This window comes from Pseudonocardia alni, assembly GCF_002813375.1.
In the GTDB taxonomy this organism is placed as follows: domain Bacteria; phylum Actinomycetota; class Actinomycetes; order Mycobacteriales; family Pseudonocardiaceae; genus Pseudonocardia; species Pseudonocardia alni.
Map to the genome: position 1 here is coordinate 1,386,133 of NZ_PHUJ01000003.1, position 19,127 is coordinate 1,405,259.

General features: G+C 72.1%; 18 protein-coding genes. 8 read left to right on the plus strand and 10 right to left on the minus strand.

The features are described from left to right. Window positions 1-65 precede the first annotated feature (65 nt). Window positions 66-596 carry a GNAT family N-acetyltransferase gene (locus tag ATL51_RS07280; RefSeq protein ID WP_100878103.1) on the minus strand — a complete coding sequence of 177 codons (531 nt, stop codon included), beginning with the start codon at window positions 594-596 and terminating at the stop codon, window positions 66-68. A gap of 53 nt (window positions 597-649) precedes the next feature. Here ATL51_RS07280 and ATL51_RS07285 point away from each other — a divergent pair, with 53 nt between their 5' ends. After that, window positions 650-1,948, plus strand: coding sequence for an MFS transporter (locus ATL51_RS07285; protein WP_100878104.1), 1,299 nt, complete (start codon window positions 650-652; stop codon window positions 1,946-1,948). 112 nt (window positions 1,949-2,060) lie between these two features. Here the strand turns inward: ATL51_RS07285 and ATL51_RS07290 are convergent, their stop codons facing one another. After that, window positions 2,061-3,050 (minus strand): serine/threonine-protein kinase, encoded by a 990-nt coding sequence (locus tag ATL51_RS07290; protein WP_157818258.1) that lies wholly within the window; start codon window positions 3,048-3,050, stop codon window positions 2,061-2,063. A gap of 2 nt (window positions 3,051-3,052) precedes the next feature. Continuing rightward, window positions 3,053-3,766 carry a DUF4253 domain-containing protein gene (locus ATL51_RS07295; protein ID WP_100878106.1) on the minus strand — a complete coding sequence of 238 codons (714 nt, stop codon included), beginning with the start codon at window positions 3,764-3,766 and terminating at the stop codon, window positions 3,053-3,055. 176 nt (window positions 3,767-3,942) lie between these two features. On the opposite strand from ATL51_RS07295, the gene ATL51_RS07300 reads away from it, so the two are divergent. Both ATL51_RS07300 and ATL51_RS07305 read left to right on the plus strand, forming a co-directional pair. Continuing rightward, window positions 3,943-9,318, plus strand: coding sequence for an AAA domain-containing protein (locus ATL51_RS07300; protein ID WP_100878107.1), 5,376 nt, complete (start codon window positions 3,943-3,945; stop codon window positions 9,316-9,318). A 255-nt stretch (window positions 9,319-9,573) separates the two neighbouring features. Then, entirely contained in the window at window positions 9,574-10,107 is a 534-nt protein-coding gene (locus tag ATL51_RS07305; protein ID WP_100878108.1) for a hypothetical protein, read from the plus strand. 33 nt (window positions 10,108-10,140) lie between these two features. On the opposite strand, the gene ATL51_RS07310 is transcribed toward ATL51_RS07305, so the two are convergent. Next, on the minus strand, window positions 10,141-10,398 hold the full coding sequence (locus ATL51_RS07310) for a hypothetical protein (protein ID WP_100878109.1): 258 nt from the start codon (window positions 10,396-10,398) through the stop codon (window positions 10,141-10,143). Window positions 10,399-10,610: 212 nt separating this feature from the next. Here ATL51_RS07310 and ATL51_RS07315 point away from each other — a divergent pair, with 212 nt between their 5' ends. From ATL51_RS07315 to ATL51_RS07325, 3 genes are read left to right on the plus strand one after another with little or no spacing between them, the layout of a single operon-like run. Then, window positions 10,611-10,967: a hypothetical protein gene (locus tag ATL51_RS07315; RefSeq protein ID WP_100878110.1), complete on the plus strand. Its 357-nt coding sequence runs from the start codon at window positions 10,611-10,613 to the stop codon at window positions 10,965-10,967. Next, complete coding sequence (locus tag ATL51_RS07320) at window positions 10,937-12,781, plus strand: DUF262 domain-containing protein (RefSeq protein ID WP_100878111.1); 1,845 nt, start codon at window positions 10,937-10,939, stop codon at window positions 12,779-12,781. The genes ATL51_RS07315 and ATL51_RS07320 overlap by 31 nt, the downstream gene beginning before the upstream one ends. Before the next feature lie 40 nt (window positions 12,782-12,821). Continuing rightward, window positions 12,822-13,538 (plus strand): TY-Chap2 family putative peptide chaperone, encoded by a 717-nt coding sequence (locus tag ATL51_RS07325; RefSeq protein ID WP_100878112.1) that lies wholly within the window; start codon window positions 12,822-12,824, stop codon window positions 13,536-13,538. Window positions 13,539-13,911: 373 nt separating this feature from the next. Here ATL51_RS07325 and ATL51_RS07330 read toward each other — a convergent pair whose 3' ends face one another. The 3 genes from ATL51_RS07330 to ATL51_RS07340 all read right to left on the minus strand — a co-directional run bounded on the left by ATL51_RS07330 (window position 13,912) and on the right by ATL51_RS07340 (window position 15,550). Beyond that, window positions 13,912-14,859, minus strand: coding sequence for a hypothetical protein (locus ATL51_RS07330; RefSeq protein WP_157818259.1), 948 nt, complete (start codon window positions 14,857-14,859; stop codon window positions 13,912-13,914). A 79-nt stretch (window positions 14,860-14,938) separates the two neighbouring features. After that, a complete protein-coding gene (locus ATL51_RS29830; protein ID WP_157818260.1) occupies window positions 14,939-15,193 on the minus strand; it encodes a KTSC domain-containing protein in 255 nt (84 codons plus the stop codon). A gap of 126 nt (window positions 15,194-15,319) precedes the next feature. After that, window positions 15,320-15,550 carry a hypothetical protein gene (locus tag ATL51_RS07340; protein ID WP_208622938.1) on the minus strand — a complete coding sequence of 77 codons (231 nt, stop codon included), beginning with the start codon at window positions 15,548-15,550 and terminating at the stop codon, window positions 15,320-15,322. Between the two features lie 255 nt (window positions 15,551-15,805). Here ATL51_RS07340 and ATL51_RS07345 point away from each other — a divergent pair, with 255 nt between their 5' ends. After that, complete coding sequence (locus ATL51_RS07345; protein ID WP_100878115.1) at window positions 15,806-16,147, plus strand: PE domain-containing protein; 342 nt, start codon at window positions 15,806-15,808, stop codon at window positions 16,145-16,147. Continuing rightward, window positions 16,147-16,701 carry a DUF3558 family protein gene (locus tag ATL51_RS07350; RefSeq protein ID WP_100878116.1) on the plus strand — a complete coding sequence of 185 codons (555 nt, stop codon included), beginning with the start codon at window positions 16,147-16,149 and terminating at the stop codon, window positions 16,699-16,701. Before ATL51_RS07345 ends, ATL51_RS07350 begins: the two co-directional genes overlap by 1 nt. A gap of 2 nt (window positions 16,702-16,703) precedes the next feature. On the opposite strand, the gene ATL51_RS07355 is transcribed toward ATL51_RS07350, so the two are convergent. From ATL51_RS07355 to ATL51_RS07365, 3 genes are all read right to left on the minus strand, one after another. Next, window positions 16,704-17,132, minus strand: a complete 429-nt coding sequence (locus tag ATL51_RS07355; RefSeq protein WP_100878117.1) for a pyridoxamine 5'-phosphate oxidase family protein — start codon at window positions 17,130-17,132, stop codon at window positions 16,704-16,706. A 17-nt stretch (window positions 17,133-17,149) separates the two neighbouring features. Further along, window positions 17,150-17,551, minus strand: a complete 402-nt coding sequence (locus tag ATL51_RS07360) for a transglycosylase family protein (RefSeq protein WP_100878118.1) — start codon at window positions 17,549-17,551, stop codon at window positions 17,150-17,152. A gap of 199 nt (window positions 17,552-17,750) precedes the next feature. Then, entirely contained in the window at window positions 17,751-18,971 is a 1,221-nt protein-coding gene (locus tag ATL51_RS07365; RefSeq protein ID WP_301548929.1) for an MFS transporter, read from the minus strand. Window positions 18,972-19,127: the final 156 nt, after the last annotated feature.

Consider the following 19,127-nt stretch of genomic DNA (forward strand, 5'->3'; position numbering starts at 1 on the left):
CCGGCCGGTGGGCCGGAACGGTGCGGGGCGCAACGGGCGGTGATCCTCGCACGCGCCCGGCGGTGTCAGTCCCGGGGGCCGTCCGGCGGCGCCTCGACCAGCGCCCGCCGGAACCAGGTCACGTCGCGCCACGCCCCGTGCTTCCAGCCGACACCGCGGAACGTCCCGACCTCGCTGAACCCCAGGGCGCGGTGCAGCGCGGCGCTCGCCTCGTTCGGCACGGTCATCCCGGCCACGGCGACGACCATGCCGCGCGCGACGAGTTCGGCGAACAGCGCCTCGTACAGCGCCCGGCCCAGCCCCCGCCCCTGCGCCGACGGGGCCAGGTAGACCGAGACCTCGCAGGTCCACGCGTAGGCCTCGCGGGACTTCCACGGCCCGCCGTAGGCGTAGCCGAGCACCTCACCGCCGGGGCCGACGGCGACCAGCCAGGCGTGCCGTTCGCGGGCGGCGGCGATCCGCTCGGCCATCTCCACCGGGCCCGGCGGCTCGGCCTCGAAGCTGATCGCGGTGTCCCGGACGTAGGGGGCGTAGACGGCGGCGCAGGCGTCGGCGTCCTCGGCGGTCGCCGGGCGGATGACGGGTCGGTTCGGCACGGTTCACAGCGAATCACGGTGCAGCGGTCGCCCGGGCGGGTGAGGATCGTCGTGTGCTCCTGTCGATCGTGCTCGGACTGCTCTTCGGCCTCGCCGGCACCTCGACGTCGGGGGTGACGGTCGCGTTGCCGCTGCTCGCCGACGGGCTCGGCGTCGACACCGCGGCCGCGACGTGGATGGTGAGTGGGTACGCCGTCGCGCTGGCCGTGGCGACGCCGGTGCACGGCCGCCTCGCCGACGCCGTCGGCATCCGGGTACCGCTGTGCGTCGGGGTGAGCCTGCTCGGACTGGGGGCGCTCGCCGCGGCGGCGGCGCCGACCTTCGGGCTGCTCATGGCCGCCCGGATCGTGCAGGGGCTCGGCGCGGCGGCCATCCCGGTGCTGGCCTCGGCACTGTTGTCGGCCCGGACCCCGCCGGAGCGACGCGGCGGCGCGCTGGGACGGCTGGCCGGGACCTCCGCGGCGCTGTCCGCGCTCGGGCCGCTGATCGGTGGGGCGCTGACGACCGTGGGCGGGTGGCGGGCCGCGGTCGCGCTGCCCGCGCTGGGGCTGCTCGCCGTCCCCTACCTGTGGCGGCACTCGGTGGTCCGCGGCGACGGCGCCCGGGTGGACCTGGTGGGTGCGGTGATCGTCGCGACGGCGGTGACCGGGCTGGTGCTGCTGGTGCAGTCGCCCAGCGCGGGTGCGGTGGCCGCCGTCGCCGGTGGGGTGCTGCTCGCGGTCGGCGTCCCGGTGACGGCGCTGTGGGTGCGGGCCCGGCCCGACGGGTTCCTGCCGCGCGGGGTGGTCGGCAACGCGACGGTGGTGCGCAGCTCGCTGTGCGCCTCGGCGGTGCCCGCCAGCTGGTTCGCCCTGCTGCTGGGCATCCCGCTGGAGCTCGCCGAGCGCGGCTGGAGCCCACTGGCCACCGGGCTGGTGCTGGTGCCCTCGGCGGTGGTGGCGTTGGCGTGCCCGGCGGCGTCGGCGTTCCTGCAGGCCCGGATCGGGCCGCGGCAGACCCTGACGTGCGCGTGCGCGACGACCGTCGTCGGGCTGGTCGTGGCCGTGGCCGGGGTGGCGAGCCACCTGCCGTGGGTGCTGGCGCTCGCGCCGATGCTGGTGACGCTGGCGTTCGGCACCGGGCAGCCCGCGATGATCGCCGCCGTCGGCACGGCGGTGCCGCAGGACCGGCGCAGCGGCGCGATCGGGGTGGCGACGCTGTGCTTCCTCACCGGCGCCGGGATCGGGGCGGCGGTGATCGGCGGGTTCGCCGCCGTCGTCGGGCTGAGCGCGGCACTCGCGCTGCTGCTGGTGCTGCCGGTCGCCGGGACCGCGGTGCAGCTGCTCGCGGGGCGCCGGCCCGGAACGGCGTGATCGTCCACCCGTACGCCCCCACGACGACCGCTGGTCGCCGTGCCGGACCACAGCCCGCCGGACCACTGCCGCACCGCCACCATCGAGACCGACGAACCGGGTACGACAGCCCTCACCGGATCGCGCCGACTGCGATCCGCAGCTCGTCGACGAACCGCTCCCGCAGCCCGAGCGGTGACACCGCGTCCGGGGGTACGCCGTCGAGCCACACCCGAAGACAGCACTGGATGCCGCGAACGAGGCCGCCCACCAGGCCCGGCCCCGGTTCACGCGGGTCCAGGACGGTCTCGACGAGCCGCCGCCCGTCACCGACCGGCTCGCCATGGGCGTCGCAGCACACGATCATCCGGCCGCGGGCGGCGAGCACCGCCTCCTGCAGCAGGTAGTGCACCACCGTCGGGTCGTCGAGCCCAGGCGTGGCCGCCAGCACGTGCCGGACGACGGCGAGGTCCTCGTGGGTGATCGCCTCGGCGAGGGCGACGACGTCGTCGGCGGTGTGCCCGGTCCGCTGCGCGGCGACACGCGTGGCGGCCCGCAGCCAGGGCAGCACCGCGACGGCGGCGGCGTTCGGCTCCACCCCGGTGAGCAGCGGCCGAGGGTCGAGCGGGTCGGCGTGGAGGAAGGTGTGGGCGGCGGCGACCTGTCCGGGCGGGGCATCGGGACGGGGGTGGACGACGGCCTGCGCGGCCCGGCCGGTCAGGTCGCCCCGGTCGGCGGCGGCGACGGCGACGAGCTCGGCGCGGACCTCGGCGAGCACCGCCTCCCGGAACACCCGGCCGGGCGCGGCCGACAGGACCTCGCCCAGCGCCGCGGCGACCTCGACCAGGTCGTCGGTCCCGATGCGGTCCTCTGGCTCCGGCAGGGTGTCGGGATGGGTGGCCGCGGCCGTGACCCGCTGCCGGTCGATCTGCTGGACGGTGGTCTCCGAGTAGGCCAGCCACAGCCGATCCGACAGCACAGTCAGCGCGGCCACGACGTGGCGGGTGAGCACGGGGGACAGATTCCTCGGGACCCGGGCGACCCGATGCGCGAGCGCGCCGTCGCCGGTCGGCCAGCAGGCGAACAGCGTCGAGGTTGCGGGGTCATGGGCATAGACGGTCATGGTCAGTCCCACCAGAAGGACCAGGAGCACGCACCGCGGATCATCCGGCTGTAAGTCGACAGCGTGTAGTAGTCCCCGTTCTGCGGGTCCTGCTGGTCGGGGCAGAACGCGATGTGCTCGGCGGCGACCTCGGCGCACTCCGCGTCGGTGCTCGGCGGGTACGCCACCGACAACGTCATCCGCGACCTGGTCAGCGCGACGACGACCGCTCCCCACCGGTCCTCCCAGTACCGCAGCACCGCCGCGAGCGAGACGAGATCCTGATAGGGCACGTAGTTGCAGATCCCCGGCCAGCCCAGCGCCGCCGGGACGTCGGCTGGGCGGGCCGCGTCGACGACGGCCAGGCTGCTCCCGTAGCCACCCGCCAGGTCGACCGCGGCGTCGAACGTGGCCGGTGCGCGGGACCGGTCGGGCCCTTCCGGACCCGGGACCCGCGGGATCGCCGCCGGCAGCAGTTCGCCGCACGGACATCCGGGCCGGCACGGGCCGGGCCACCAGCGGTCGAGCACGGTGGCGGGGTCGACGGCCTCGATCGCCGCCGCGAGCGCGGCCGGGCCGGTAGGGCCGTCGAGGGGGAACTCGAGGTCGTCGGGACGGATCCACACAGGGCAGCGGCCGGTCGTCCGGGCGGTGCGCAGGAGGTGGCCGTAGAGGAGGTGGCCGGGGTCGTCGGGCCAGGAGGGTGCGGCGGGTGGGCCGGTCTCGGTCAGGGTCATGCGGCTTGGACGACGGCCGGGCGGGATCGGTTCCGGCAGGTTTGCGGTCCGGCACCGGGGGCCGCGGTGGGGCTGCCGGACGACGACGACCGGTCACCGTCGGGGGTCGGCACTATGCTCAGGGTGATCCACGGTGCGGCGGCGAGGCGCGCACCAGCACCGGAACGGGTAGGCGCGTGACCGACGGCGTCGACACCACGACAACGACCGCTCCGACGGGTGCCGACCCGCTCGCCGAACGGGCCGTGCGGCTGTTCACCTTCCTCGGCCAGGCCCAACAGCTGCGGGCTCCCCGGGTGCACGATCTCGACGGCTACTCGCGCGACGGTGCCGTCCACTGGCTTCACCGGGTCCCGGAACACCCGGCCGTCCACTGCGATCTCTCGGGCACGACGACCGATCCCGGCGCGCCCGTCCTCGTCGTCGAGCGGGTGCCGCGGCCGGCCCCGCCCGTACCGCCCGCCGACGTACGGGCGTGGATCGACGGCGGGATCGACGACGCCCACTCCGAACCCGTCCTGCTCGACCGCCGCTACGTCCCCGACGAGCACGACGAGCACGGCGAGCACGGCGAGCACGGCGATGGCTCGGGCACGATGGTCCTGCTCTCCGATTTACCCGACATCGCAGCCCTGCACGGGACGTACCTGACCACCTGGCGGGCCTGGGCGGAGACCGAACGACGCGACGAGCGGGCCCGCGCGTTCTACGGCGACCTGTTCTCCACCTACGTGACCGCGACCGGGCACTCGGAGGAGCTCGAGGTCGTGCTCGGCACCGGGCTCCTCGCGTGGCGTCCACCTGGCCACGCGGTCGTCCGACGGCATCTGCTCACCACCACCGTCGTGCTCGCATTCGACGACGACTCGGGCCGGTTGTCGGTCACGGTCGGAGACTCCGCGTCGCCGAGCCGGCTCGAGCTGGAGATGCTCGACCCCGCGCTCGTGACCAACCCCGCGCTGGTCAACGCGGTGCGCGGGGACGTCGCGGCGGACGATCTGCATCCGTTGGACCGCGACCGGGCCGCCGAGTACACCCGGCGCCTGGTCCACTCCCTGTCCGCCGACGCCGAGTACCTCGACGACGACGCGCCCGCACCGGCGACGGACCGTCCGGTCGCGGCGTTCGCGCCGGCGCTGCTGCTGCGACGACGCACCCAGCAGGGCATGGTCGAGATCTTCCGTCGGATCACCGAGCAGATCGCCACGTCCGGTCGGGTGCCAGCCGGGCTGCGGCCGCTGATCGATCCGGACTCCGCACCGACGGTGCGCTCGGACGGGGAGCGTGCCGACGGTGCCGCCGTCCGGCTCGACGACGAGCTGTTCCTGCCGCTGCCGGTCAACGACGTTCAGCGTCGCATCCTGGCCCGGGTGGACGGCAACGCGCAGACCCTCGTCCAGGGGCCGCCCGGAACGGGCAAGACCCACACCGCCGCCGTCCTCATCTCGCACCTGCTCGCGCAGGGCAAGCGGGTGCTGGTGACCGCGCACACCGACCGGGCGCTGCGCGAGGTCCGCGGGAAACTGCCCGACCCGATCAAGCCGCTGGCGGTGTCGGTCATCGGGTCCAGCCGGGAGGACATGGCGGATCTGCGGGTGGCCGTCGAGCGGATCGCGGCCGCCGCCGGCGACCACGACGATCACGCGTCCCGCGATGCCGTACAGCACCACCTGTCCGAGATCGACCGGTTGCGCCGCGAGCGGGCCGCACTGCACAACCGGGCCCTCGACGCGCGACGGCACGAGGTCGACGTCCACGACATCTCCGGTTACCGGGGGACCCTGGCCTCGATCACCCTGCGTCTGGACGGAGAGCGCGAGCATCTGGGGTGGCTGGAAGACTTCGTCGAGGCGCCCGCGGGGCCACCACCGCTGACGTCGGCCGGTATCCGTGCGTGGCGCGACCGTCTCGACGACGCCGAGCTGATCGCCGACGCACCGGCCGCGGGCCGACACCTCACCGCGCCCGGCTCGGTCGTCGCACCGGACCGGTTCGCCGACCTCGTGACGGCCGAGGACCGCGCGACCGCCAACCGGGCTCGCTCGGACGCGCTGCGCCGGCACCGCTGCCACCCGGCGATGGCCCGGCTGGACCCACCCACCCGGTCCGCGCTGGCCGCCCGGCTTCAGGAGGTGCGCCGCGGGTTGCACGGCCTCTCCCAGCGCGGCGAGCCGTGGATCCGGGAGGCCCTCGCCGACGTCGTCGGTGGACGATCCGGCTCCTGGGTGTCGAGACGCGTGACGATCGGCGAGCTGCTCGACGAGTCCGAGCGGGCGTTGCGGGCCCTCGGCCCGGTCGTCGACGTCCAGGCGCACGGCGACCGGGCCGAGCTCGAACACCTCGCACGGACGGTGCTCGCCCACCTGGAGGCCGGCGGTGCGCTGAAGCTCGGTGCCGACGGACTTCCCCGGACGGGGCTCCTGACGCCCAAGGTCGTCCGGCAGGCGGCGCCACTGTTCGAACGGGTCCGGGTGTCCGGCGTCGCGCCCACCGATGCCGCCCGCCTCCGGGCGTTCCTGACCTGGCTCGACGGCTCCCGGGTCCTCGACGCACTGGACCGGTCGTGGCCGTCGAGTGTGCGGGTGCCCGCCGAGGACACGCTGCGTGAGCGGCACGACTGGCACCGTAGCGAGACCGGTCTGCTCGATCGCGTCCTGCACCTGGCACGTGAGCTCGAGGCGGAGGAGCGTCGCCTCGCAGAACTGGGGGTTCCCGCACCGCACTGGCCCGACCCTCGCGATCTCGACACGCTGCTGGCGCTGCCTGCCGCCGTCGACGCGGAGGAGGCCGCCCGGGCTGCGACCGCGACCGTGGCGGACATCGCCGATCGGCTCGAGGTGGAGGCGAACCGGCCGGGCGCGGAGGAGGCCGTCGTCTCCCTGCTCGACGCGGTGCGGCGCCGTGACCGGGCGGGTTACGACCGGGCCCACCGCCGTCTCGACCGGCTGCACCACGTTCGTGCAGAGCTGGGTGAGCGGGACACCGCGGCCCGCCTGCTGCGCGCGGCCGCGCCCGGCCTGCACGACGCCGTCGTCGCGGCTCCGCAGGACCCGGTGTGGGACGCGCGGCTGCCCGATTTCGAACAAGCCTGGAACCGGGCTGTCGCCGCGACCTGGATCCGGGGCCACGGAGCTCCGGCAGCGAACGCGATCCAGCGTGAGATCGCCGGGGTCGACGACCGCATCCGCGAGCACGTGCAGCTCCTGGCCGCGGAGCGGGCCTGGTCGCACGCCGTGTCCCCGCAACGGCTCACCCGCGGTTCGCGCGCCAGCCTGGAGCAGTACGCCGCCCTGGTGCGGCGGTTCGGGAAGACCGGCGGGCAGTACCGGGTGCAGCGCGCCGCGGAGATCCGGGACGCGATGGACCGGTGTCGCCCGGCCGTCCCGGTGTGGATCATGCCGCTGTACCGGATCGCCGACCAGCTGACGATCGCTCCGGACATGTTCGACGTGGTGATCGTCGACGAGGCCTCACAGGCGGGGTTGGAAGCCTCGTTCCTGCAGTACCTGGCGCCGCGGATCGTCGTGATCGGCGACGACAAGCAGGTCTCCCCCGCCGCGGTCGGTGTGGACCAGCAGCAGCTACGTGATCTCGCCGCGCAGTACCTATACGACCACACCTACCGCGCGACCTGGCCGGACCCGCAGGTCAGCCTGTTCGATCTGGCCAAGATGTTCTTCCAGGGGATGCTCACCCTCACCGAGCACCGGCGCTGCGTCCCGGAGATCATCGGGTTCTCGAACCGGATCGCGTACGAACCGGCGAACGTGCGTCTGATCCCGGTCCGACAGTTCGGCGCGGACCGGCTCGAACCGATCCGGCCGGTGCTGGTCGAGGGCGGCTACGAGACCGGGACGACCGCCAAGGTCAACCCGCCCGAGGTGGACGCGATCGTCGCGACGATCGAGGAGTGCATCGCCGATCCGCGCTACGACGGGCAAACCTTCGGCGTGATCTCACTGCTCGGCCCGGCGCAGGCGAAGGCGATCGAGAAGAAGCTGCTGGACCGTGTGCTCCCGGAGCAGTGGGCCGCCCGGGATCTCCGAGACGCGGCGGACTTCCAGGGCTCCGAACGCGACGTGATGTTCCTGTCGATGGTCGCCGTCCCGACCGAGACGCGGCGGATCATGCCGCTGACCCAGCCCGCCCACGTCCAGCGGTTCAACGTCGCGGCGTCCCGGGCCAAGGACCAGATGTGGGTGTTCCACTCGGTCCGCCCGGAGCAGCTGCACAACCCCGAGGACATGCGGTTCGCGCTGCTCGACCACTGCTACGCGATCGCACGTCGCGGCGAGGTCGACGACGAGGGCGCCGTCACCGGTCTCGTCCCGGAGGACGAGAAGGTGGCCCCGTTCGACTCACTGTTCGAGCAGCGGGTGTGCAACCGGCTGCTCGACCGGGGCTACTCGGTCGTTCCGCAGTTCCCGGCGCTCGGGTATTCGATCGACCTGGTCGTGACAGGTGCCTCCGCCCGGCTGGCGATCGAGTGCGACGGCGACTTCTGGCACGGACCGGACGCGCACCAGCGCGACATGGCGCGTCAACGCGAGCTGGAGCGGTGCGGCTGGATCTTCGTGCGGGTGCTGGAATCGGAGTTCTACCTGGACCCGGCGCGCGCCCTGGCGCCGGTGTGGGAACGTCTCGCCGAGCTCCGGATCCACCCGTCCGGACGGACCGTTGCCGGGGAAGGCGCCGGGGACGGTCCCACCGGTGACGACGCCGGTCCCGAACCCGGCGGACCAGCCGTGCCCGCGTCCCTCTCTGCGCCCGTGCCGATCGAACCCGCGGACATGGTCGGGCCGGACTCGACCGTCACTGGCTCCGACAACCTCACGGACGAGGTCGCGGCACCGACGTCGAATCCGCCACCTCAGCCACCCGACCTCGACGGTAGTGCCATCGACCACGCCCCGTCCGCCGACGACGACCTCGATCGCGGTGGACCGTCGCTGACGATTCCCGGAGGCGACCCCGGTCCCGCGGCCGCTCCGGGCGCGGTCTCCGATCCCGGAGGTCCCGCCGTCGAGATCACGACCACCGGTGCCACGGAGTACGCGGTCTTCACCGGAAGCGTCCCGGCGGTCGATGCGGCGACCCGGGCCCAGATCATCGCGGGGCTCGTCCGCGTCGTCGAGGCCGAGGGCCCCGTCCTCGGACATCGCCTGCATCTCGCCTACGTCGCCGCCGCGGGTGGCGCGCGAGTGGGGAGCCGGATCTCGACCACCCTGAACCAGGCGCTCGACGGCGCGGTCCGCCGCGGCGTGTTGCTGCGGGACAACCCGCTGCGCGAGTCTGGAAACAAGCCGTGCACCTACCGCACACCGGACCAGCCCGCGGTGCTGGTCCGCGAGCTCGGTCCCCGCGGATTCGACCAGATCCCACCCGCGGAGCTGGCGGCGGTCATGGCGGAGGTAGCCCGCGACCTGGGCCGGGACGACTGGACCGCGGTGTTCCGGGCGACGATCGCCCGCTACGGCATCACGCAGGTGGGCTCGACCATCCGGCGCAGGCTTACGGCGATCACGCGACTCGTCCCGGAGGCGTCGGACTGACTCGTCAGCCCACGAGGGCGACATGCCGGAGGAACCGGCGCGCATGCTCGTCGGTAGGCGGGCCACCCGGCGCGCGAACGCGGCGTCGTCGGTCGGCCGGCAGACGGACGGCGACGGGGCAGGACCGCTCCGACCGGTTCACGGTCGGAACCGGAACCGCGGACGGGCAACCGTTACGGTGCCGCGAAGTCGGTGGGTGACGGATGGACGGTGGTCATGACGACACGCTGGTCGGCGGTCTTCCGGAGATCCGGGATGGATCCACGGATCTTCGGGGTCGTCCCGGAGCACGTCGGCGCCGTCCGGTCCTGGCTCGACGCGCAGGATGTCCCGTGCGTGCTCTCCCGGGACCTGTACTCGCCGACGGTGACCGGGTGGGCGGTCCTCGACGGTGGCTGCACCGAGATCCATCGGTACGGGCTGACGTCACTCCCGTCCGGGATCCGGGTGGTCGGGGGCACCGCCCTGCGCCTGCTCATCGCGGAGCTGGATCTCTCCGGCGGTCCGCGTCCGGATCCCGGAGCGCCGTTCGCGGGGGCCCCCGAACTGCGCGAACGCCATCGCGGAGACGGGGCACGCGACAACTCCGCGCGGGAGCGCGCCGAACTGCTGGCGAGCTGCGAGACCGGGGAGGACATCCGCGCGGTGGCCGAACAGCTGCTCGGTCCGCTCCCACGTGGCCCGGGGCCGGGGCCGACGCCGGGCCGGGTACGTCCGCACGGTCCGATGGGGTCGTGGCGTTCGCAGCAGTGGGTGGAGCAGCAGATGGCGACCCGCAGACCGGATTGAGCCAGCGGCCCGCAACGCCGTGTCCGCCGACCGCTACCGTCCGAGATCGGTGTGATCGGTGTGATCGGTGAGGAGTGGTGCGGTGACGGCGAGCACGACGGCGTTCGCGGCGGACAGCGCCGTCATCGTCGGCGCCGAGGAGCGGATCGTCTCGGCGTGCGACCGGGTCGGCGACCGCTGGCGCGTGCGTTGCGTCGGGAGCCCGGAGCTCGTCCGCGGGATGACCGGCACCAGCACACTCGACGCGATCGAGCCGCTCGACCCCTGCAAGGTGTCGGTCGCCTCCGCCATCAACGACTCGGTGGTGCGGCGCTTCCCCCGTTCCCGCGACAACGTCCTCTTCCCCGCGCTGATCCTGCGAGCTCTGCGGCTCAACTGCCTCACCGCGGCCTATGGACCGTTCTGGTCCGAGCTGTTCGAGCGTGCCTGGACCCGAGACGACCTGCCCGTCGCTCCCCCGGCGACGTCGGTCCGGCAGTGGATACCAGCTATTTCGCTGCTCCGTGACCTCGAACGCCGCCAGGCGGCTCGTCGAGCTGGATGCGCCGGCCGCGGTAATGCTCCGCATCAGCGCGGAGGAGCTGTGCGTGATCTACCGCACCCAGTTCGGCGTACTGCGCGAAGACGAGCGCGTCATGCGGTTCGACGCGCACGGCCACCAGGTCCCGAAAGACGTGCTCAAGGACCACGACCGGCGCGGCGCCCGAGCCAACCTCGGCCGGTACGCGCTGCCGTTCACCGGCGTGGACCGGGAGAAGGAGACGATCGCGCACGAGGAGTTCTCCCGTGTGCCGCGCGACGAACGATCCCCGGAAGCGAGGAGTGACCGATGCTGCAGCCCGAGACCCCGACCGTGGTGAAGCTGTTCTCCAACGGTATTCAGTTCGAGATCCCGGTCTACCAGCGCGCCTACGTCTGGACCGCCGAGGCGAACTGGGCGCCGCTGTGGCAGGACGTCGTCGACACCGTCGCCCGTTACGCCGCGGCACCGGACGGCGGTGAACGGCTGAAACACTTCCTCGGTCCCATCGTGTTGCACCAGCGCACCCACGCCGTCGGCGGGATTGAACGCCGGACCGTCATCGACGGTCAGCAGCGGCTCACCACGCTGCAGCTGCTGCTCGCCGCGGTCCGGCGCGTCGCGGTCGAGCACGACTGCACCGATGTCGTCGACGAGCTCACCTCGATTCTGGAGAACCGGGGGCGCGGAGCCGACGGCGCGGCCCGGCAGAAGATCCGGCCGTCCCGTCGGGACCGCGAGCAATTCCTGCGCGCCCTCTCCACCACCGACGTCGACGGCCACCCGGACACGGGGCCGCTCGGGGCCTTCGCCTTCTTCCACCGCGCGGTGCACGATTGGCTGACCGACGTCGAGGTGCCGCTCCCACCGGATCCCGCCGGGCGCCTGACCGTCCTGCAGGACACCATCATGGACCTGCTGTTCGTCGTCGCGATCAACCTCGACGACGCCGACAACCCGCAGATCATCTTCGAGACCCTCAACGCCCGCGGCACCGCCCTCGGCGCCCTCGACCTGGTGAAGAACGCCCTGTTCGCCGAGCTGGAACAACGCGGGAACCGGGCGGTCGAGCTGCACGACGAGCTGTGGGAGCCGACATTCGAGGCCGTCTCCGACGAAGGCTACTGGAGCAACGACACCGAACAGGGCCGCCGCTCCCGGTCGCGATCGAGCTGGTTCCTCATGCACTGGCTCGCCGCGGAGCTGGGCACCGTCGTCCGCGCCGACCGGCTGTACGAGACGTTCCGCCGCGACGTCCTGCGCGCCCCCGGTGCGGACGCGGCCGAGCTGGTCCGACGGCTCTGCCGGGACGCCGGCATCGTCCGGTCGTTCGACGACCTGCCGGTGACCACCGTCGAGGGTCGGTTCTTCGCGCGGCTGCGCAGCCTGGATACCACCACGATGCATCCCGTCGCGCTGCTGCTGTTCCGCAGCGTCGTCGACGGCGTCATTGCCGAAGAGCGGCGCAACCTGGCGCTCTCGGCGTTGGAGAGCTGGCTGGTCCGGCGGTCGATCCTGCGGCTGACCAGCCAGAGCTACAACCGGATCCTCGCCACGATGCTCGCCGCCGCGAAAAGCGATCCGAGCCGCCCGGACCGCGCGGCGATCGACTCCCTGCGCGCGAACACCGCACGGACCTCCCGCTGGCCCGACGACGACGAACTCCGGTGGCGCCTGGAGTCGGCCCCGCTGTATGGCTACCTCGGAACGCCACGGCTGCGCATGCTGCTGGAGGCGTCCGAACTCGATCTCCGGTCGTCGGGCCGTACCGAGGACATCGCGCTGCCCCGGGGTCTGTCGGTGGAGCACGTGCTCCCCCAGTCGTGGGGCGGGAGCTGGCCGCTGCCGGACACCGGTACCGATCCCGAGGAACAGGCCGCGGAGCGGAACTCCCGGCTGCACCGGCTCGGCAACCTGACTCTGGTCACGCAACCGCTCAACGCCCACCTGTCGAACGCACCGTGGATCGGCGGCGACGGCGCCCCGAGCAAGCGACGGGCGCTGGGCGAGCACAGCCTGCTGCTGCTTAACCGGGATCTTGCCGGATCGGAGGTATGGGACGAGGACTGCATCGATGCGCGGGGACGCGCGCTGGCCGACCGTATCCTGCGGACCTGGCCGGGCCCCGACGACTCCCGATGGGACGAAGCGTGATCCGGGGGCGCCGCGGCCCCTGGCTTCGGGGAACCGTCCGATGATCCAGGACTGCGGCCACGAGATCGCCCGCCGGTTCCGCATCGCCCAGTCCTGGTGGCTGGCGAGCGAGCTGGTGCGCCGGCATCCGCACCTGCTCGTGCTGGAGACCCACCCCGGCGGTGGCCAGTACGACTGCCTGACGTTGGTCGAGCGGGGCTCCGTGGCTCCGGTGGGGCTCTTGCAGCTCAACCGGGCGGGTCGGATGCACGTCGAACCGCATCTCGGACAGTTCGAGCCGGTCGAGTGGATCGAGATGCTGACCACAGACGACGGCCATTCCGCGCTCCGGACGTTGGAGCAGCGGGCCGGTCTGCGACCGCCGGTGCCGCGGGCACCGGCGACCGGTCCGCACACGTTGTCCTACCGGGTGCTCGCCCGGATCCTGGCCTCGTTGGTGGATGACCGGCACGCCTGGGACGTCCGCAACGGCCAGCTCGACTCGTCGGGCTACGGCGGCGGGCCCCGACCCGGCCTCGATCGGTTCCCGTCGGTCCGCGAAGGATTGTGCGATGTCCGGGCGAGTGACCTCCTCGGCGAACCGGCCTACCGCTTCTGGCTGCTGCTCCGCGCCGAGGACGCCGTCGCCGTACTCGACACCGACGGCCGGGTCCACTTCACCGACCGCGACCCGGTGGAGCTGCTGCCCGTCTACCGGGAGAACGGCTCGCGACTCACCACGCTCGTTGGGAGGGTGTTCGGCCACGTCCTCCCGTGACCGGGGTCGCCTCGCCTGACGCCCACGGGACCGCAACGACGTCTCCGACGAAACCACCCGAAGCCAGGTTCTTCCGATAGCAGCCCCGGTACCCGGCCTCGTGAAGGATCAGCAATACGAGGTAGTCATGGGCCAGAAACCACGCTTCGGTTACCACATCACCTGTCCGCCCGTACAGCTGTTCCTCGGGATCAGTCGGATGGACGATCTTATTCCTGATGTAAGAGATGATTCCCGGACCGGTTCGCGGCACGTCAGACGGCAACCATTCGCGAGCACCGTGAAGGGCGGGGAGTAAATGAGAAGGAAGATCCGTCGGTATTCCTGCCTCGTGGAGCAGCGCCGCCAGCTTCCGGTGCACCGGCCATTTCCTCTAGCTGTTGAAGTCCTTCTTCGCCAGACTCCCGACCACCACGAGCCGGTGCCAGGCCAGGTGCTCCAGTGCCGCGAACGACATCATGATGCGCTGCTCCACAAATCCGCCTGATGCGGAGAGAACTGCACTCGCGATGACGAAGCGGACACTGAAGCGTCGGACCGACCTCGCGCGGATCAAAGAGGCGAGAAGATCTTCCATCTCGCCCACCCTTCCGGGTGCCCACCAGCGGAAGGAGCCCGGTTGCCCGGCGGCGCACAGCAAGGGGGACCATTCCTCCCAGACCCTGGCTCCTGCCCGGTCGAATCCGACGGGCAGAACCGGTGCGACCCACCGTCCGAGCCCGAAGGACAAGCCGAGCCGAAGTCCGTCGAGAACCGGCTCGACGTCGGCGACACTGGACGTCGATCGGTCGGCACGACGGATCTCCATGACATGCGTCAGAACACTGGTACCCGTGTCCTTCCGCTTGCGCAAAACTTCTTCCAGGTCAGAGCGCGGATCAATCGCCACACGCCAGCCATGGACGAGGAAGGTCCACCGATCGGGCGTCCAACCGGTGTCCTCGCAATGGATCGGGTCGGACGACCCCGTCCGCGGGAGGTTCAGCCAGTGCGCCACAACGTGATCGAGCGCCCCCTGCTCGCGACCGCCCTCGAGGTGCGGGATCCAACCCGCCGACGCGTCCCCACGGAACGAACATTGCGCGTCGACCTCCGTGGTACCCACAGCAGCGCGGAACCCGATCTTCACAGACGTACCCGGGAGCGGACGCCGACCGCCGTAGGCGGTCCAGTGGACCGACAACGTCGGCAGCAGCCGTAGCTCGATCCGACCCTCCACCCCCTCACCGTCGATGGTCATGGCACCGCGATGGAGAAGAACAGGTTCACCGCACCGACCGAACGAATACACGGAACGCGCTGCACTCGGGGTCTCGACCATCGACCCGAGAATACAGAGTTCCCCCGAGGGGCCCCTTCGACAGCGGGATGATCGTATCGACGTCTCCGACCACCACGCTCTACGCCCACACTCCGGCGGTAAGCTCCCAAAACAAGGCGAGTTCAGGCGATTCGCCAATAGAGGCATACGTACCTGATGCGCGCAGCGTGGAACCGCCCCTAACTGGTCGCGGAGAGAAACGGGCATAGACCGATACAGGCATCGACTCGTAGTCGTAGACCGAGCCGCTGCGGAAAACTACCCGCAACCTTCCGACCGACGGGTCGAATCCGACAGCCCGGATGATGCTGGACACGACCGTCTGCGGTTGCACGTGATCCTCCAGACCCAGTGGCCCCCCGGGTCGAACAATTCGGAGGTGTCGATGGGGCTGCGCTCCGCGCGGGCAGCGCGACGTACCCCCATCAACGCTGGCCCGGTGGTGTAGAACGCACCGCGGTTACGCCCGCGCGCCTCCAGGAGCCCCGGTGAACGCAGCCGGATCGCCCTCGAAGAACGACGGCGCCTGTCCGCGGATCAGGCCGTACAGGGCGGTGACGCGCTGCTGGTCATCGAGCAACAGCTGCTTCTGCCCCGCGGTGGACCCGCCGCCGCGGACCGGTTGCGCATCCCCCTCGGTCTCCCAGACGAGCAGCGCGCCGACCGGGTATCCGAGGTAGAGCGAGCGCATCAGCCCCGGACCTGGTCCCGGTTCCACACGTACCCGCGCTGGAACTCCGGCAGCAGCATCGATCCTGCGTCGATCTGGTCCAGGATCGTGCCCAACTTCGTCACTGCTCTGCTGCCCCCGCGTTCGACGTCAGTACCTGTCGACTGTCGAGAACCACCGGACGACCGTTATCCGACTCACCCCATCGGCTCCGGGCCCCCATGAGATTCTGCCCGTCCGGCCCCGACGGGCGCCAGCACGCCCTACGCTCACGCGGTGACGATCAGTCCGCTGCAACAAGGGTCGATCGAGAGCCTCGTCTCCCAGGTGAGCGCGGACAAGGTGCTCGCAGTCGCGCGTGTGCTCCGAACCCGGGCGGATGAGATGGAATCGCTGCTCAACGCCAGTCTGAACGAGCTGGGACTCAGACCCTGCGGGCAGGATCCCGTGTCTCTGGACGCCCGCGAACTCTTTCAGCACAAGATCGACCACATCCTGGCCCGACACTGGGACCACTACGTCGAACTCCGAGCTGCGCACACCGCGCTGCGCACGGCCGCCCTGCGGTACGGCGTCGCCGATGCCGATCTCGCACGCGAGTTCGGGAGCGTGTCCTGATGCGGACCCGGCTCGCCATCGCTCTCGCCGTCGCCGTGGTACTCACCGGATGTGGAGCAACGAACCGTGATGCGGACCGCGACGGACCGACGTTGTTCCCCGCCCGGCAGTTCGCTCTGGACGTCACCACCCTTGATCCGTGCGACGCACTCGGTGCCGAGGATCGAGACCGCCTCGACGTCCGGACGACGAAACCGGGCAGGAGCCAGAACAACGCATCGCGCGACTGCACATGGAGCACTCGCGACGGCCTCGGCTACACCCTGCAGACCTTCGACGTGAGCGCGGAGGAGGCATTCGAGACCGGCAACTCCGAGATCGTCGACGTCGCGGGCGTAGGGGCCGTCCAACGACGCGCATCCGCCCCCGGGACAGGTCTCCCGCTGTGCCAACTCGTGCTCGATGTGGCCGATGCAGCATCGCTCCGCGCTCAGCTCCAGGTCACACCACCGGGACAAGCAGACACATCAGACGGCAGACGCGACATCTGTGACCGTCTGCGCGACGACACCGCACGCATGCTGGAGAACCTGCGCGCGGCGCAGACCACCTGAGGTCAGAAGTTCCCGACCACCCGCTCCGGCGACACGAGCACCGCGGCCCGCCGCTGCTCGGCCATCACCCGGTCGTACTCGGCCCAGTCGTCGTGGGTCCCGCCGCACGCGACGAACACGTCCCGGAGGAGCTGCGGTACGTCGACGCCGTCCCGCGGGTCGTCCGGCCCGAAGATCTCGGAGCTGCCCTCGACGGCCACCCAGCGCCACCCGGCCCGCCAGTGCAGCGACGTCGCGGGTCGCGCACGCAACGCCGTCAGCTTGACGGGGCCGTAGGTGACGTAGGCGGCCACCGGGGCGCCGGTGACGGGGTGGTCGAGCACACCGGCGTTGACCAGCGAGGTGTGCGGGCGACCGTCGGCGCGTACGACCGCCACGGTGCACAGCCCGGAGTCCTCGGCGACGATCCGCCGTACCGCGTCCAGATCCATGCGGGCAGTGTGGCGGGTCAGCGCCAGCCGAGCTTCTTGGTGCAGGCCGGCCAGGCCTTCCAGCCCTGCTCGTCCTGCACCTTCTTCGCGATCTCGATCTGCTGGGCCTTGGTGGCCTGCTCCGCGCTCGGCGCGTACTGGCGGCCGCCGAACTCCTTCCAGGTCGACGGCGTGAACTGCAGGCCGCCCTTGAAGCCGTTGCCGGTGTCGGCGTCCCAGTTGCCGGTGCTCTCGCAGTGCGCGAGCTTCTCCCAGGTGGCCGAGCGCTCGACGGACGGGGCCGACGGGGCCGACGAGGTCGACTCGGCCGCCGAGGCGGTCCCGGCGACGCCCAGCGGGGCGGCCGCCATCGCGGCGAACGCGCTGATCCGGGCGACCTGGCGGCCGGTCTCGGTGGGTTTGCGGTGTCGTCCAGCCATGGTCGTTCCTCTACCTCGGGGAGCAGGTACCGCCCGGGCCGGAGTGCGGGGAGGACCCGGAGCGGCCGACACCGTAACCACGCCGAGACCATCGGTCACAACCCGTGACACCCGCCCACCGCGGAGTACGCGACGAGTGGTCGCCTGCCCGCGTTCACCGACGGACGGGGTAACGCATACCGCTCGCGCCGTCCGCCGATCAGGCTCCGCAGGTCGGCGCGGGGACCGGTTCTCCGGTCGCGGGAACCGGCACGCGGCGGCCCAGCACGGCCGCGACGACGGCCAGCAGCACGACGACGCCGCCGTACACCAGCGCCGTGGGGCGCAGCTCCCCCAGCGTTGCGGCGACGCCCGCGACCATCGCCGGCACCGAGAACGCCAGGTAGGCCAGTGTGTAGAGGGCGGCGAACAGCTCGCCGCGCTCGTGCGGGGCCGCGAGCGTGGACATCGTCCCGAACGTGGCGTAGGCGGCCGCACCGAATCCGAGCCCGGCGACGACCGCACCGACGGCGGCGAGCGCGAGCAGCCCGGTCGACACCCCGGCCAGGGTGACGACGGTGCCGGCGGCCAGCAGCCCGGCCGCCGGGACGAGCAACGTCGACGGCACCCGCCCGCGCAGCGCGAACGCCGTCACCGCGCCGGTCCCGACGAGCGCGACGACGGTGAGCCCGCCGACCAGGTGGTCGTGCACCCCGAACACCTGCGCGACGACCGAGCCCCCGAGCGACAGGTAGAGCCCGCCGAGCGCCCAGCTGGCCAGCAGGATCGGCACGATCGCGACGAAGCCGGCCCGCACCCGTGGCGGCACCCCGACCCGCGGCCGCAGCGATCCGAGCGCCCCGGGCCGACGGTCGATCGTCTCCGGGATCAGCGCGACCAGCACGGCGGCCAGGACCAGGCCGGCGACCAGCAGCGCCCAGACCAGGCGGGTCGGGGCGGGCGCGTACTCGACGAGCAGGCCGCAGCCGAGCGCACCGAGCGCCAGCCCGGCGAGCGGAGCGGTCCCGTTGATCGCACCCGCCCGGTCCGGCCGGTCGCCGCGGGCGGCGAGGTCGACCAGCGTCGCGGGCAGCGTCGCCGTCGCCGCACCGGTCGCGACGCCCTGGACGACGCGCGCGACGAGCAGCCAGCCGACGCCGTCGGCCAGCAGGAACAGCACCAGGGACACGACCTCCAGCGCGATCGCACCGAGCAGCACCGGCTTGCGTCCGATGTGGTCGGACAGCGACCCGGCCACGAGCAGGGCGGCGATCAGCGCGAGGACGTAGACCGCGAACACCGTGGTCAGCGTGAACTCGGTGAACGCGAACCGCTCCTGGTAGACGACGTAGAGCGGGGACGGCGCGGACGACGCGGCGAGGAACCAGACGAACGTCGCTGCGACGACGGCGAACGCCACCGGCGGGGACAGGCGGGGCACGGTGCTCCTCGGGTCGGACGGCCTACTGAGCATCGGCAACGACCGGCCCGGGGCCCGCATTCCCACGCCGCTGCGTGGCCGCCCCCGCCCGCCCGGGCTGCTCCCAGGGGAACCTTCGTAGCCCTCTAAGCCACGAAAGTGCCCCTGGGGGCAACC

What these genes read in the sequence shown, in the direction of transcription:
- ATL51_RS07290 (WP_157818258.1), bottom strand. Translation starts at nt 3,050, where the DNA reads ATGACCGTCTATGCCCATGACCCCGCAACCTCGACGCTGTTCGCCTGC.
- ATL51_RS07295 (WP_100878106.1), bottom strand. Translation starts at nt 3,766, where the DNA reads ATGACCCTGACCGAGACCGGCCCACCCGCCGCACCCTCCTGGCCCGAC.
- ATL51_RS07305 (WP_100878108.1), top strand. Translation starts at nt 9,574, where the DNA reads ATGGATCCACGGATCTTCGGGGTCGTCCCGGAGCACGTCGGCGCCGTC.
- ATL51_RS07310 (WP_100878109.1), bottom strand. Translation starts at nt 10,398, where the DNA reads ATGGCGGAGGCGACCGACACCTTGCAGGGGTCGAGCGGCTCGATCGCG.
- ATL51_RS07320 (WP_100878111.1), top strand. Translation starts at nt 10,937, where the DNA reads ATGCTGCAGCCCGAGACCCCGACCGTGGTGAAGCTGTTCTCCAACGGT.
- ATL51_RS07325 (WP_100878112.1), top strand. Translation starts at nt 12,822, where the DNA reads ATGATCCAGGACTGCGGCCACGAGATCGCCCGCCGGTTCCGCATCGCC.
- ATL51_RS07330 (WP_157818259.1), bottom strand. Translation starts at nt 14,859, where the DNA reads ATGGTCGAGACCCCGAGTGCAGCGCGTTCCGTGTATTCGTTCGGTCGG.
- ATL51_RS07340 (WP_208622938.1), bottom strand. Translation starts at nt 15,550, where the DNA reads ATGCGCTCGCTCTACCTCGGATACCCGGTCGGCGCGCTGCTCGTCTGG.
- ATL51_RS07350 (WP_100878116.1), top strand. Translation starts at nt 16,147, where the DNA reads ATGCGGACCCGGCTCGCCATCGCTCTCGCCGTCGCCGTGGTACTCACC.
- ATL51_RS07355 (WP_100878117.1), bottom strand. Translation starts at nt 17,132, where the DNA reads ATGGATCTGGACGCGGTACGGCGGATCGTCGCCGAGGACTCCGGGCTG.
- ATL51_RS07360 (WP_100878118.1), bottom strand. Translation starts at nt 17,551, where the DNA reads ATGGCTGGACGACACCGCAAACCCACCGAGACCGGCCGCCAGGTCGCC.